Origin of the sequence: Streptomyces sp. NPDC051243 (genome assembly GCF_044455405.1) — a bacterium.
Taxonomy (GTDB): Bacteria; Actinomycetota; Actinomycetes; order Streptomycetales; family Streptomycetaceae; genus Streptomyces.
This window is the reverse complement of record NZ_JBITES010000018.1, coordinates 37,725-51,532: the sequence shown is the minus strand read 5'-3', so window position 1 is coordinate 51,532 and position 13,808 is coordinate 37,725. Positions and strand designations below refer to the sequence as shown.

Annotated in this window: 10 protein-coding genes and 1 tRNA gene; 6 read left to right on the top strand and 5 right to left on the bottom strand. The window is 71.5% G+C overall.

Going from position 1 to position 13,808, the window contains the following annotated elements; all coding sequences use genetic code 11:
* Positions 1–52: 52 nt before the first annotated feature.
* Positions 53–2,503: an SCO7613 C-terminal domain-containing membrane protein gene (locus ACIBAG_RS36770; protein ID WP_399111346.1), complete on the bottom strand. Its 2,451-nt coding sequence runs from the start codon at positions 2,501–2,503 to the stop codon at positions 53–55.
* Between the two features lie 100 nt (positions 2,504–2,603).
* Here ACIBAG_RS36770 and ACIBAG_RS36765 point away from each other — a divergent pair, with 100 nt between their 5' ends.
* Both ACIBAG_RS36765 and ACIBAG_RS36760 read left to right on the top strand, forming a co-directional pair.
* Complete coding sequence (locus tag ACIBAG_RS36765) at positions 2,604–3,062, top strand: SRPBCC family protein (RefSeq protein ID WP_399111344.1); 459 nt, start codon at positions 2,604–2,606, stop codon at positions 3,060–3,062.
* A gap of 39 nt (positions 3,063–3,101) precedes the next feature.
* Positions 3,102–3,173: transfer RNA gene (locus ACIBAG_RS36760), tRNA-Val, on the top strand.
* Between the two features lie 143 nt (positions 3,174–3,316).
* Here ACIBAG_RS36760 and ACIBAG_RS36755 read toward each other — a convergent pair.
* A complete protein-coding gene (locus ACIBAG_RS36755; protein ID WP_031486790.1) occupies positions 3,317–4,042 on the bottom strand; it encodes a 3'-5' exonuclease in 726 nt (241 codons plus the stop codon).
* A 168-nt stretch (positions 4,043–4,210) separates the two neighbouring features.
* Between ACIBAG_RS36755 and ACIBAG_RS36750 the strand changes: the two genes are divergently transcribed.
* From ACIBAG_RS36750 to thrS, 3 genes are all read left to right on the top strand, one after another.
* A complete protein-coding gene (locus tag ACIBAG_RS36750) occupies positions 4,211–4,777 on the top strand; it encodes a DUF4365 domain-containing protein (protein ID WP_399111341.1) in 567 nt (188 codons plus the stop codon).
* On the top strand, positions 4,774–6,003 hold the full coding sequence (locus ACIBAG_RS36745) for a hypothetical protein (RefSeq protein ID WP_399111339.1): 1,230 nt from the start codon (positions 4,774–4,776) through the stop codon (positions 6,001–6,003). Before ACIBAG_RS36750 ends, ACIBAG_RS36745 begins: the two co-directional genes overlap by 4 nt.
* A gap of 159 nt (positions 6,004–6,162) precedes the next feature.
* Positions 6,163–8,139 carry a threonine--tRNA ligase gene (thrS, locus tag ACIBAG_RS36740; protein ID WP_399111337.1) on the top strand — a complete coding sequence of 659 codons (1,977 nt, stop codon included), beginning with the start codon at positions 6,163–6,165 and terminating at the stop codon, positions 8,137–8,139.
* Positions 8,140–8,166: 27 nt separating this feature from the next.
* Here the strand turns inward: thrS and ACIBAG_RS36735 are convergent, their stop codons facing one another.
* Positions 8,167–8,826: a potassium channel family protein gene (locus ACIBAG_RS36735; RefSeq protein WP_399111335.1), complete on the bottom strand. Its 660-nt coding sequence runs from the start codon at positions 8,824–8,826 to the stop codon at positions 8,167–8,169.
* A gap of 78 nt (positions 8,827–8,904) precedes the next feature.
* Between ACIBAG_RS36735 and ACIBAG_RS36730 the strand changes: the two genes are divergently transcribed.
* Positions 8,905–9,450: an HIT family protein gene (locus ACIBAG_RS36730; protein ID WP_399111333.1), complete on the top strand. Its 546-nt coding sequence runs from the start codon at positions 8,905–8,907 to the stop codon at positions 9,448–9,450.
* Positions 9,451–9,585: 135 nt separating this feature from the next.
* Here the strand turns inward: ACIBAG_RS36730 and ACIBAG_RS36725 are convergent, their stop codons facing one another.
* On the bottom strand, positions 9,586–11,247 hold the full coding sequence (locus ACIBAG_RS36725; protein ID WP_399111331.1) for a hypothetical protein: 1,662 nt from the start codon (positions 11,245–11,247) through the stop codon (positions 9,586–9,588).
* A gap of 300 nt (positions 11,248–11,547) precedes the next feature.
* On the bottom strand, positions 11,548–13,746 hold the full coding sequence (locus ACIBAG_RS36720; protein ID WP_399111329.1) for an elongation factor G-like protein EF-G2: 2,199 nt from the start codon (positions 13,744–13,746) through the stop codon (positions 11,548–11,550).
* Between the last annotated feature and the right edge of the window lie 62 nt (positions 13,747–13,808).

The window sequence follows — 13,808 nt, the reverse complement described above, 5'->3', positions numbered from 1 at the left end:
CCCACGCGGCGGGGCCGCATAGTGATACGGCCCCGCGCCCCTTTGCGGCGTTTCAGTGCATGTTCCCCAAGAAGTTCCGCATCTTTCGGGCGTCCCTCAGACGCTGCTCGTACGTTGCTCCGACGGCCAGCAGCAGGAGGCCGGCGAGGGCCGGCGGTACCCAGCGGGGGAGGGCGTCGGTCACCTGGGCGATGTACGGGGCGAGTTCGTGCAGGGCGTCCAGGGCCAGTACCGAGCCGCCGAGCAGCAGTGGTGCCTGGAGGTGGTGGCGGGCGCCCAGCAAGGTGACCGCCAGGGCCGCGAGGCCCAGCAGCAGGGGGCGCGTCCAGTGTGGGTCGCCCCAGGCCGTGAGGAGGCTCGGGACGAGGGTGGCGGCGAGTCCGGGGGCGTACGCCGTCCAGGACGAGGTCTGCGGATCGCGGCGCCTGCGCAGGGCGCCGACGAGCAGGGCCGGCACGGTGACCGGCAGCGTGTACGCCTCGGGCGTTGCGATGTCCCAGGCCGCCAGGCGCACCCAGGCGGCCAGGACGAAGAGCGCGGCCGAGGCGTGGCCGACGGGGCGGCGGTCGGGGCGGATCGCCGTACCGGCGGTGATCACACCGCAGAGCGCCAGGACCAGGGCGAGCATCGGCAGGTCGGCCCGGACCGCGGCCAGCCCGATGGCGAGCAGTGCGGCGATCCCACCCGCCACCTCGACCGGCGCCTTCACCCTCGGGTCACCGAGCCGCGCCGCGAGCAGGGCCGCCGCCACCGGGACCGCCAGCACCAGCAGGGCGGTGTACTGCGGCTGCCAGCCGGCCGCGGCTCCTGTCGCGCAGGCGAGCGCGGCGGCGTACGTGAGTGAGGCCGGGGCCGTGATGGGGGCGAGGTGCGGCTTCCAGGAGGCCGCCGCGAACAGTGCCGTCAGTGTGGCGAGCACGGCCAGGGTGGCGGGCTCGGTGGTCAGGGAGAGGAAGGACAGGGGGAGCGAGGTGAGGAGGGCGAGGACCGTGGCGGTGGGGCCGGGGGTCGGGAAGGCGACGGTTGTGCCGTTCTCCGTGGCGGCCGCTGAGGGCTCCTCCGTCGCCGTCTTCGTCTCCGGGCGCTCGGACGGCCGTATCCACGCTGCCGCCGCAAGGGTTCCGGCCGCCGTGATCCCGAGCGCCACCAGGCCCACGGCGTACGGGACTTCGAGCACCGCCGGAAGAACCAGCGCCGTCGCCCACGCCAGCACCAGCACACCGGTCAGCGCCCGGGGCCGCCAGACCGTGTCACGCGCCGTGAGGAACAGTGCGACGGAGACGACCGCCAGGACGACGGGCACCGTCTCCGTGCCCGGCGGCCACGGCACGTCGACCGTCACGGCCTCCCGTACGTCTACCGGCGCCCCGGACCACACCCGCTCCGCCCACGCGACCGGACCCAGCAGCACGACCCCCACCACAGGCAGCGTCCACAGCAGGGCAAGCCCCTGTACGGCGGCGGAGGCCCGGACGAGCCCGCGCCGTACCGGCTCCGGCAGCCGGTCCAGCCGTACCGCCGCGAGCAGCGCGATCCCGCACGCCAGATACGCCGGAACCGTCCAGGCGGCCGGCAGCGCGGGGCGGGCCGTGCCGCCGAGCGCGGCGACCGTGAGGAGGCCGGCGGTGACCGCGAGGCCGCCCGCGTGCTTCTCGGCCGTCCGCTGCCAGGCCGCCGTCAGCGCGACGCCCGCCGCGAAGAGGAGGAGCGCCGCCGCACGGGCGGCGGCGCTCGGGCCGGTGGCGGTCCAGGACAGCCAGCCGGCGGCCCACACGCCCCAGGCGCCCAGGCCGTACGCACCGATCACGGCGGTGATCCGTGCCGACCCGGCGGGCACCCGGAGCGCCACACCCGTGTCGAGCCCGGCGGTCACGAGCATGGCGGCCGTGATCCAGTACGGGCCCGCGTCGGCCGCCACCGCCCAGAGGACGAGGGGCAGTTGCGCCGCGACCAGTGCGGCGGGCAGGGGCAGACGCAGCTCCGAGGTGCGCGGCAGCAGGCCGTACGCCGTCCACAGGGCCGCCAGTACGGCCGAAGCGGCGGCGACGTAGCCCGTGGCGTCCACGTCGGCGAGCCCGACCTGGTGCAGCGCGTACGCGTCGAGCACGGTCAGCGCGAGCCCGATCCCCGCCACCGACTCGGCCGTCGACCGCAGCCCGCGCTTCAGCAGCGGCACCGGCACGGCGAGGACCGCCACCGTGACCCCGCCGAGCACCAGAGCCCGCCCCGCGATTCCCATCTGCCCCCAGCTGACCAGCGTGAACGCCATCGCGGCGATGGTGAGCAGGACACCGCCGAGGACCAGCAGGACGTTCTGGACCCGGGGTGCCGAGGCCTCCGGGCGGGGCGGTGCGAGGGGCGCAGGGTTCGGTCGTGCCGCAGCGTGCAGCGCGGTGACCAGCCAGGCCCGGCGGTGCAGCAACTGGGCGCGGCGGGCGTCCAGTTGGCGCAGCTCGAGGTCGAGGAGCCGCAACTCCTCGGCCGGTGGCGGAAAGTGCGTCATGTCTGGAGTGTGGCCCGCGTCACGTCGTACGGCATGAGTGCGCGTACTCAGAACGTACTCAGATGCGGCGGAACCCGCCGCACGCGGGCAGACTCGGCCCATGGACTGGAGCCACTACCGCTTCCGCAGCCTGTGGGCCCTGCACGCGCCGCCGGCCGCCGTCTACGACGTGCTGGAGCGCGCCGAGGACTACCCCCGCTGGTGGCCCCAGGTGCGCCAGGTGAACAAACTCAGTGACACCACCGGCGTGATCACGATCCGCTCCGTCCTGCCGTACGACATGGTCTTCACCGCCCGTGAGGTGCGGCGGGACCGGGCGGCCGGAGTGCTGGAGATCGCGATGTCCGGCGACATCGACGGCTGGGCGCGCTGGACCCTCGCGCCGCGCGGCGCCGGGACCATGGCCCGCTACGAGCAGGTCGTCGATGTGCACAAGCCGCTGCTGCGGCGTCTCGCCGTACCCGGGCGGCCGGTCTTCCGCGCCAATCACCGGCTGATGATGCGGTCCGGGCGGCGAGGCCTGGCGGCCTACTTGGCCAGTGGTCACCAAGCGGTTTGATGGAGACCCGCCGGGACCTGTATTGTTCAGTGCGTTCCCGGGCGATTAGCTCAGCGGGAGAGCGCTTCGTTCACACCGAAGAGGTCACTGGTTCGAACCCAGTATCGCCCACGATCGCGAGAGCGACGTGTGTCCGCAGACAGCGCGGACACACGTCGCTCTCTTCGTGTTGTGCGCGGCTTCGCCGCGCGGTGTGGGGGCTCCGCCACCCACGCCCCCGGAAACGGCGTTGTCGTCGGCCGGAGCCGGAAGGTCTACGCCGCCGCCGGCAGATCGGGCCGCAGTGGCCACGCCGGATCCACCGCCTCCTCGCTGCCGCTGCGGGCGAACCACGCCTGCAGGCCGCGTGCCTGTGCCGCGTGCCACACCGCCTGGAGCGTGTGCAGCTCGGCGGGGGACAGGCGCTCCAGGCGGCCTGCGAAACGGCGGCCCACCGCCCGTACGACCTCCAGCGAGGCCAGTGCGTCGGCCCCCGCGTCGTGCGCGCCGTCCAGTGTGACGCCGTAGTGCGCGCACAGGTCGGTCAGGGTGCGACGGCCCTTGCGATAGCGGTCCAGATGCTTGTCGAGGACGCGCGGATCGAGCACCAGCATGGGCGACGTCTCGAACCACCGGTCCAGGGACGACGCGCGATGGCGCCGCAACTCCCGGTCCAGCAGCGTGAGATCGAACGGCGCGTTCATCACCACTATCGGCCGGCCCACCGCCGCCTGACCGGCCAGTTCCTCGACTATCTCCTGCATCACCGGCGCCGGCCAGCGGCCGTTGCGCTGGAGATGTTCCTCCGTCAGTCCGTGCACCGCCGTCGCCGCCTCCGGCACCGGCACGCCCGGGTTCACCAGCCACCGGGTCACCCGTGGCCGGGTGCCCGGGGCGTCCTGGACGACGACGGCCGCCGAAACGATCCGGTCGGTCTCGACGTCCACGCCTGTCGTCTCCGTGTCGAATGCCGCCAGCGGGCCTTCATACCAGCACGCCATACCTACACAACCCCTCGTTCACCCACGGCAGCTGACGTACCGTCTTCTGCCCGTTTGGTGATACCCGGGCCGTTTGCGGCGTACGCCGGGAGGACACAACAGGAGTGCGGGTCTTTGCAGTTCAGCGGCCCGCTACGGGTATTCACCTGGCGTGGAAGGCTGTTGGTCATGGCGATAGCGCAGCCCGAGCGGGGCGGGCTGCTGCCCGAACGTACGGGCCCCCATCGCGGTTCACTCGCCACTACCGCCTGCATGGAGACACTGCAGGTGGGCTATCTGCACGCCGTCGCGGCGGCGGCCGGATGCTCGCTGTCCCAGCCGTTTCCCGACAACGGCATCGACTGGCACGTCAGCCACAGCGCGCCCGGCCACACGGTCGACGACGAGGTCACCATCAAGGTCCAGCTCAAGGCGACGTACCAGCTCGCGCCCAACCCTCCCGGCCGCTTCTTCTCGTTCACGCTCGACAACGACCACCTGGCGAAGCTCGCCCGCACCCCGGTCTCGGTGCACAAGATCCTGGTCGTGATGATCGTGCCGAGGTCGCAGGAGCAGTGGCTGCGGGCCGGCCACGACCGGCTCGACCTGCGGCACTGCTGCTACTGGGTCAACCTGGCCGGACAGCCGATCACCGGGCGGCGCCGCACCACCGTGCGGATACCGACCTCACGCATCTTCGACGACCGGGCGCTCTGCGAGATCATGACGCGGGTCGGAACGGGAGGCAAACCGTGACGCATCGCCCCCTGGAGGAGCCGGTACGACCAGTACGGCCGCACCCGGTCGACGCGTCCTGGGACCGTCCCCCCGAGCCCGGCGAGGTCGACCCCGCCGTGCTCAGCGCCTTGCTGCACCGGCACGGCTGGCAGCGGCGCGGGGGAGCGGCGGGCCGCTACGGGCGCTGGACCCCGCCGGGGCCGGGCGGCAACGGCACGAGCCTGCTCGTCCCCGAGTCCCGCGCCTTCCCCGACAGCGACGACCTGCTCGGCGAGGCGCTCGTCGCGCTGTCCCGCAGCGGCACACCCTCTGCGCGCGAGGTGCTGGTCGGGCTCGCCGTGCCCAGCGACGAGATCCGCTGGTCGCGGGACGCGCCCAGCGGGCCGGCCGGGGCCGCGCCGTGGACCGTCGAGGAGGAGCAGCGCGGCGCCGCCCGCCAGATGCTCCTCGCCGCGGCGCTCGCCACGCGCGCGCGGGCCGGCTACTACGGCGCCCGGCACCGCCGCTCGGCCGCCGCGATGCTGGAGAGCGTGCTCGTCGGCGCCGCGGCGGACGGGCACGGCCTCACCGCCTTCGTGCCCGTCAGCACGGGGCGCCCGCTCGCCGTACGCCTCCACCAGGCCCTGTACGCCGCCCGCGAGGCCATCGACTACCAGCGGGCCGCCGGCGGCATGGACGCCTTCGACGGCGCCGTCGAGGCGGGCGTCAGCCGCGAGCTCACCGAAGCGCTGGTGGCGCTGGTGCGCGGCACCGAGGGCGCGCGCATCGCCGTCGAGTGGGCGCCCGGGGCCGGGGTGCCCGAGGACTGCGCGGCCGGTGTCGAGCCCGTCGAGTTCTCGCCGGGCGACCTGCCCGTGCTGCGCGAGGCCGGGGCCCGCTATCTGCGCGAGGAGCCGTCCGTGCCGGTCAGGCTCACCGGTGCGGTCGTACGGATGCGCAGGTCGGGGCCGCGCGGCGAGGGCACCGTACGGATGCGCGTGCTCGCGGGCGCCGAAGTGCCGCACGTCCGGCTCACCCTGGACGAGGAGGCGTACCGCATCGCCGGCCACGCGCACCTCGTCGGACTGCCGGTGCGGGTGCACGGCCGCCTGGAGAGCCGCGGCGGCTTCCGCAAGCTCACGGGGGCCGCCGGCGTCGTACCGGTACAGGTGGACGACGCCGAGCGGGACCGGCTGATGAAGTCGCTCCAGGAGGACCTGGACTTCTTCGAGGAGGCGTGCGGCGGGGAGGAGCGGGACGACTGAGGGCGGTCTCCCGAGGACGGGGGAGGCCGGCGGGACCGCGTGGTGCCGTCCGGGACTCGAGGTGACCGTTTCGCGGTCGGCCGTCCGGGGTCGGTACGATCGCGTAATGCGCGCGCTCCTGGTATGGCGCCGCACCCCACCTTCAGTCAGGAGAGACCGGTGTCAGACGTCCGTGTGATCATCCAACGCGATTCCGAGCGGGAAGAGCGCGTGGTGACGACGGGCACTACGGCCGCCGACCTCTTCGCCGGCGAGCGCTCGATCATCGCCGCGCGCGTGGCCGGCGAGCTCAAGGACCTGTCGTACGTGCTCTCCGACGGTGAGGAGGTCGAGGGCGTCGAGATCTCCTCCGAGGACGGCCTCAACATCCTGCGCCACTCCACCGCGCACGTGATGGCGCAGGCCGTGCAGGAGCTCTTCCCCGAGGCCAAGCTGGGCATCGGCCCGCCCGTCAAGGACGGCTTCTACTACGACTTCGACGTCGAGAAGCCGTTCACGCCCGAGGATCTCAAGGCCATCGAGAAGAAGATGCAGGAGATCCAGAAGCGCGGGCAGCGCTTCTCCCGCCGTGTCGTCACCGACGAGGCGGCTCGTGAGGAGCTGGCTTCCGAGCCGTACAAGCTGGAGCTGATCGGCCTCAAGGGCTCCGCCTCCTCCGAGGACGGCGCGGACGTCGAGGTCGGCGCCGGTGAGCTGACGATCTACGACAACCTGGACGCCAAGAGCGGCGACCTGTGCTGGAAGGACCTCTGCCGCGGTCCCCACCTGCCGTCGACCCGCGCGATCCCGGCGTTCAAGCTGATGCGCAACGCGGCCGCCTACTGGCGGGGCAGCGAGAAGAACCCGATGCTCCAGCGCATCTACGGCACCGCCTGGCCGTCCAAGGACGAGCTGAAGGCGCACCTCGACTTCCTCGCCGAGGCCGAGAAGCGCGACCACCGCAAGCTGGGCAGCGAACTCGACCTCTTCTCGATCCCCGAGCAGATCGGCTCCGGCCTCGCCGTCTTCCACCCCAAGGGCGGCATCATCCGCCGGGTGATGGAGGACTACTCGCGCCGCCGCCACGAGGAGGCGGGCTACGAGTTCGTCTACACCCCGCACGCCACCAAGGGGAAGCTCTTCGAGACCTCGGGCCACCTGGACTGGTACGCCGAGGGCATGTACCCGCCCATGCAGCTCGACGAGGGCGTGGACTACTACCTCAAGCCCATGAACTGCCCGATGCACAACCTGATCTTCGACGCGCGCGGCCGTTCGTACCGTGAACTGCCGCTGCGTCTCTTCGAGTTCGGGACCGTGTACCGGTACGAGAAGTCGGGCGTCGTGCACGGCCTCACGCGTGCGCGGGGCTTCACCCAGGACGACGCGCACATCTACTGCACCCGCGAGCAGATGTCCGACGAGCTCGACAAGCTGCTCACCTTCGTCCTCGACCTGCTGCGCGACTACGGTCTGACCGACTTCTACCTGGAGCTGTCCACCAAGGACCCGGAGAAGTTCGTCGGCTCCGACGCGGTCTGGGAGGAGGCGACCGAGACCCTGCGCCAGGTCGCCGAGAAGCAGGGCCTGCCGCTGGTCCCGGACCCGGGCGGCGCCGCCTTCTACGGCCCGAAGATCTCCGTCCAGGCCAAGGACGCCATCGGCCGCACCTGGCAGATGTCGACCATCCAGCTCGACTTCAACCTGCCGGAGCGCTTCGACCTCGAGTACACCTCCGCGGACGGCTCAAAGCAGCGTCCGGTCATGATCCACCGGGCCCTCTTCGGCTCGATCGAGCGGTTCTTCGCCGTGCTCCTGGAGCACTACGCGGGCGCCTTCCCGGCATGGCTGGCCCCCGTCCAGGCGATCGGCATCCCGATCGGCGACGGGCACGTGGACTACCTGGAGAAGTTCGCCGCGGCCGCGAAGAAGAAGGGCCTGCGGGTCGAGGTCGACTCGTCCTCGGACCGTATGCAGAAGAAGATCCGCAACGCCCAGAAGCAGAAGGTGCCCTTCATGGTCATCGCGGGCGACGAGGACATGGCCAACAACGCCGTCTCCTTCCGCTACCGCGACGGTTCGCAGGAGAACGGCATCCCGTTCGACGAGGCCATCGCGAAGATCGCGCAGGTCGTCGAGGAGCGGGCGCAGGTCTGATCGCAGCTGACGGGGCCCCCGGGGAGATCAGCTTCCCGGGGGCCTTTCGTCGTCCTCGCGGGAGAAGGCCTGCAGCAGCCACGAGGCGAAGGTGCCGGTCACCGTGCCGAGCAGGCCCAGCCCCACGGCCATGACCCCGACGCCGACCAGCCGCCCGCGCGGAGTGACGGGGGTGACGTCGCCGTAGCCGACCGTGGCGAGGGTCGAGCACGTCCACCACACGGCGTCCCCGAAGGTCCGCACGGTCGCGCCCGGCGCCCCGCGCTCGTGCTGGTAGACGGCGAGGGCACCCGTGAAGCCGAGCAGCACGGTGGCCATCCCGGCGTAAGAGATCACGCGCGCGTGCAGGCTGAGGCGCGGCCGCCCGTGCCGACGCTGGACGGCTTCGTACGTCTTCACGATCCGCAGGGGCCGCAGCAGCGGCAGCACCAGCACCACGGTGTCCAGCGGATGCCTGTGCACGAAGCCCAGCCGCTGCCCGCTGAGCCGCCAGCGCACCAGGTAGTCCACGCCGAACGCGGCCCACGCGGCGAACGTCAGCGCCAGGCAGAGGTCGAGCACGGGCTCCGGCAGCTGACCATGGCCCAGGACGCGGACCGCGTACGAGGCGAGAAAGATCATCGACGCCACGAGGAGAGCCACCTCGGTGTGCCGCTGCCAGCGGGCCAAACGGCTGTCATCGTCCACCGGCCCAGCTTGGCCCGGGCCGAGCGGAGGCGAGCCCCGGCGACACGCCGCGAACGGACGAAGCCATATGCTGCACGCATGACGAGTGAGCCGGAGCAGCAGTGGGGAGTGGGGATCCAGGACGCGTTCCAGCGTCTGTGGACGCCCCATCGGATGGCCTACATCCAGGGTGAGAACAAGCCGACCGGCCCCGGAGCCGATGACGGCTGCCCCTTCTGCTCGATCCCGGCCAAGTCCGACGAGGACGGGCTGATCGTCAGGCGCGGGGAGCAGGTGTACGCGGTCCTCAACCTGTACCCGTACAACGGCGGCCACCTCATGGTCGTGCCCTATCGCCACGTCGCCGACTACACCGACCTCACCGAGCCGGAGACCATCGAGCTCGCCGCCCTGACCAAGCAGGCGATGACCGCCCTGCGCACCGCGTCGGGCGCCCACGGCTTCAACATCGGCATGAACCAGGGCACGGTCGCCGGCGCCGGCATCGCGGCCCACCTCCACCAGCACATCGTCCCGCGCTGGGGCGGCGACACGAACTTCATGCCGGTGGTGGGGCACACGCGGGTGCTGCCGCAGCTGCTTGCCGATACGCGGAAGATGCTGGCGGAGGCTTGGCCGGCGTAAGCACAGTTGGCCTGGGCTGATGCCCTGACGTCGGCCGGGCTGGGGCGGGGGTGGGTCGCGCAGCCCGGCGCTACGGGGGGCGGCCCTTCTTTGGGTCGGGAGCCGGCCCAGCGGCACGACTGCCCGCGGCTGTGGCTAGGCGTCGTAGACGTCGGCCTTCCTGGGCGACGGATCCTGCACAGCCGTACTCAAGAACGCCGACCGCGTACCGAACTTCTCGGTGTCCACGCCGTTCTCCTCCAGCACCTTGATCGCCGAGGCATGCACCACCCGCAGCACGGGCGTAGCAGCCCGCAGCGCGTCGTCGGCCATGAACCGGTGCCGCCACGGCTGATCCGCCCACGCGTGCCGCAGCCCGAACGGCTCGGGCAGCCCTATCGTCCCGCCGAGCCAGTTCAGCAGCGGCGGATACCAGGAGATCGGGGCGCGCACCGCCAGCCGGACCACCTCGTCGCTGTTCACCAGCGGAAGCTTCACCTTGCGGGTCTCCCACGGCTTCAGCGACTTGCTGACCTCCTTGGTGGGCGCCTCGGGCTTCTCCTGGAAGAGCCCGTTCACCGGGCCGAGGGCATGCCCGGTGACCTCGATGCGCAGCGTCTCGTGCAGCACGGTCACCGTGATCAGCATGGTGATGATCAACTGCCCGTCCCAGAGCGTCCACTGGACGCCCAGGTAGTGCCGGTCACCGCTGCCGAACTGCTGCTTGTTGCAGATGTCCTGTATCGCGTGCGACTTGACCTGGTACGCCTCGACGTCCGTGCCCTCCGGCCGGGACACCGCCTTCGCGCCCTCGGCGATCGGCGTGACGACCCAGTGCCGTATCGAAGGCTTGGGAAAACCACCGGTGTTGAGCGGGCCGCGCTCCAGCATGCGCAGCTGGTCATGGATCGAGCGGATGACGTCCCAGCTGCGGAAGGGGTGGATCTCCCGCGTCGGGTCGGCCGGCACCAAGTCCTCGGCCAGCTGCCAGCTGCCCCAGCGGGTGCCCATGCCGAGTATTCCCTTGGGCCCGGCGTAGAACACCGAGTTGGACTGCTGCTCGGCGCTCAACTTGGCCAGGGACTGGCGCAGTTGTTCGGCCTGGGTCTCGGTCGGGCTGGTCGGCACCGCCTCCGGCACCTTCGCGCCGACGCTGCTGCCGGCCAGCAGGCTGTCCCACCGCTCCCGCAGGTCCTTCGCGGTGCGCTCGCAGACCTGCTTGGCCCAGAACCAGCCGACCACGGGCATGAGGACCGAGGCTCGCGCATACCAGGCCCAGAAACCGGTGAACGGCATGCGGATCAGGAAGATCACGGCGAGCGCGCCCGCCGCGACGAGCAGTGCGGAGGCGAGCGCGCCGCCCCGCTTCGCGTCCCGCTTGGTGATGGTGGTGCGCAGCTGGAACACGAGCAGCCACACCAGCAGGCCCGGCAGGAACAGCACGCCGCAGATCACCATGATGGCGCTGAGCATCCGGTCGCGGGCCTTGCGGATGTTGTTGGCGGCCAGACAGTGCTCGACGACGACCTGCGGTTCGGTGCCGAAGGACTGGATCAGCGGCTTGCGGCCGCTGCCGAGCATCCGGTCGACCACGGCCCGTGAGAAGGCCTCACCCAGATTGGGACGGAAGATCTTCGCCCAGCTGCGGCCCGCCTTGACATCGGTCTGATGCCATTCGTTGTCGGCCTTCTTGATGTCCTCGTACGGATTGTCCCGGTAGGCCGCCGAGGCCAGCGCGAAGGTCGCCGTCTGCCCCTCGCCGGCCGTGCGAGGCACCTGCGGACCGAAGATGTCCGCGTAACCGCTCTCAACGGTCATTCCCGCCCCCGATCGCCGCACTGTCGCTTCTGCGGCCTTTCCCGACTTCCGTACTGCGCACACCTGTTGATCAATGATCAGGGTATCTCCCGCCACCGACAATCGTCGGCGGACGGCCGAAGCCGCCCGCCGACGCGGAGGGGAGCGTTCCGCAAGGGCCGCTTGGTGGCGCCGGCGCCGACCACCGGGCGCCGCGCGCCTGTTCCGTGAAGCGTCGTGCGCCTGCTTCTCCGAGCGTCGTACGCCTGCACCTGTCGAGGTGTCGCGCACCCGTACCGATGAGGTGTCGCGCACGCGTACCTATGAGGCGTCGCGTGTCTCTTCACGAATCCTTTCCGCGACCTGCGGCGGCATCGGTTCGTGCCGCGCGTAGGAACGGTTGAACCGGGCGGTGCCGTGCGACAGGGACCGCAGATCGACGGCGTACCGGCCGATCTCGATCTCGGGCACCTCGGCCTTGATGACCGTACGGCCACCGCTGGTCTGCTCGGTGCCGAGGACACGGCCGCGCCGCCCGGACAGATCGCTCATCACGGCGCCGACGTACTCGTCGCCGACGAGGACGGACACCTCGGCGACCGGCTCCAGCAGATGGATCTTCACGTCGGCCGCCGCCTCCCGCAGCGCGAGCGCGCCGGCCGTCTGGAACGCGGCGTCGGAGGAGTCCACGGAGTGCGCCTTGCCGTCGAGCAGCGTGACCCGGATGTCGACGAGCGGGTAGCCGGCCGCGACTCCCTTGGCGGCCTGGGCCCGGACGCCCTTCTCCACCGACGGGATGAACTGCCGCGGCACCGCACCGCCGACGACCTTGTCCACGAACTCGATGCCCGAGCCGCCCGGCAGCGGCTCCACCTCGATCTCGCAGATGGCGTACTGCCCGTGCCCACCGGACTGCTTCACATGCCGCCCCCGTCCCGTCGCCTTGCTCGCGAACGTCTCCCGCAGGGAGACCTTGTGCGGCACGACGTCGACCTGCACGCCGTAGCGGCTGCGGAGCCGTTCGAGGGCGACGTCCGCGTGCGCCTCGCCCAGGGCCCACAGCACGACCTGGTGGGTGGCCTGGTTCTGTTCGAGTCGCATGGTGGGGTCCTCGGCGACCAGCCGGGACAGGCCCTGCGACAGCTTGTCCTCGTCCGCCTTGCTGTGCGCCTGGATGGCGAGCGGCAGCAGCGGGTCGGGCATCTGCCAGGGCTCCATCAGCAGCGGGTCGTCCTTGGCCGACAGCGTGTCGCCGGTCTCCGCGCGGCTCAGCTTCGCCACGCACGCCAGGTCACCGGCGATGGCGTGGCTGAGCGTGCGCTGCTGTTTGCCGAAGGGCGCGGACAGGGCGCCGATCCGCTCGTCGACGTCGTGGTCCTCGTGCCCGCGGTCGGCCAGCCCGTGCCCGGAGACGTGCACCGTCTCGTCGGGACGCAGGGTGCCGGAGAAGACGCGCACCATCGACACCCGGCCCACGTACGGGTCGGACGCCGTCTTCACGACCTCCGCGACCAGCGGCCCGTTCGGATCGCACGGCTTCAGCTCGCGCGGCTTGCCGTCCACGGTGGTGACCCGGGGCGCCTCACGCTCCAGCGGCGTCGGGAAGCCGCGCGTGATCAGCTCCAGCACCTCGACCGTGCCGAGGCCCTGCCGGGCACCGTCGGCGGCGGGAGCGGCGGCCAGGACGGGGAAGAACGTGCCGCGCGCGACGGCCCGCTCCAGGTCCTCGATCAGCGTCTTGACGTCGACCTGCTCGCCGCCCAGATACCGGTCCATGAGGGTCTCGTCCTCGCTCTCCGCGATGATGCCCTCGATGAGCCGGTTGCGGGCCTCCTCGATCTCCGGCAGCTGGTCCTCGCCGGGTTCGGACTCCTTGCGCTCCCCGGACGCGTAGTCGAACAGCTTTTGCGAAAGCAGCCCGATCAGACCGGTCACGGGCGCGTGCCCGTCCGGGCCCTGCGGGCCGTGCAGCGGCAGATACAGCGGGAGAACGGCGTCGGGATCGTCCCCGCCGAAGGCCTCCGCGCAGATCCGCGTCATCTCCTCGTAGTCGGCACGCGCGGCCTCCAGGTGCGTGACGACGATCGCGCGCGGCATGCCGACAGCCGCGCACTCCTCCCACACCATGCGGGTCGAGCCGTCCACGCCGTCCGAGGCGGAGACGACGAAAAGGGCCGCGTCCGCCGCTCGCAGACCGGCCCTGAGCTCCCCGACGAAATCGGCGTAGCCGGGGGTGTCCAGAAGGTTGACCTTGATGCCGTCCCATTCGACCGGCACGAGGGAGAGCTGCACCGAGCGCTGCTGCCGGTGCTCGATCTCGTCGTAGTCGGAGACGGTGCCGCCGTCCTCCACACGGCCCGCCCGGTTCACTGCCCCCGCGGTGAGCGCGAGAGCTTCCACCAGAGTCGTCTTGCCCGATCCGGAGTGGCCGACCAGCACCACATTCCGTACGGACGCGGGGTGGTCGGCCGCCGTAGCCCTGCCGGCGGCTCCGGGGTGTGCGTTCGCCTTGTCGCCCATGATCCTGCCTCCCGTGCACGGTGAGGTCACTGTGGGCGCGGACATACCGATCCGCGTGCGAT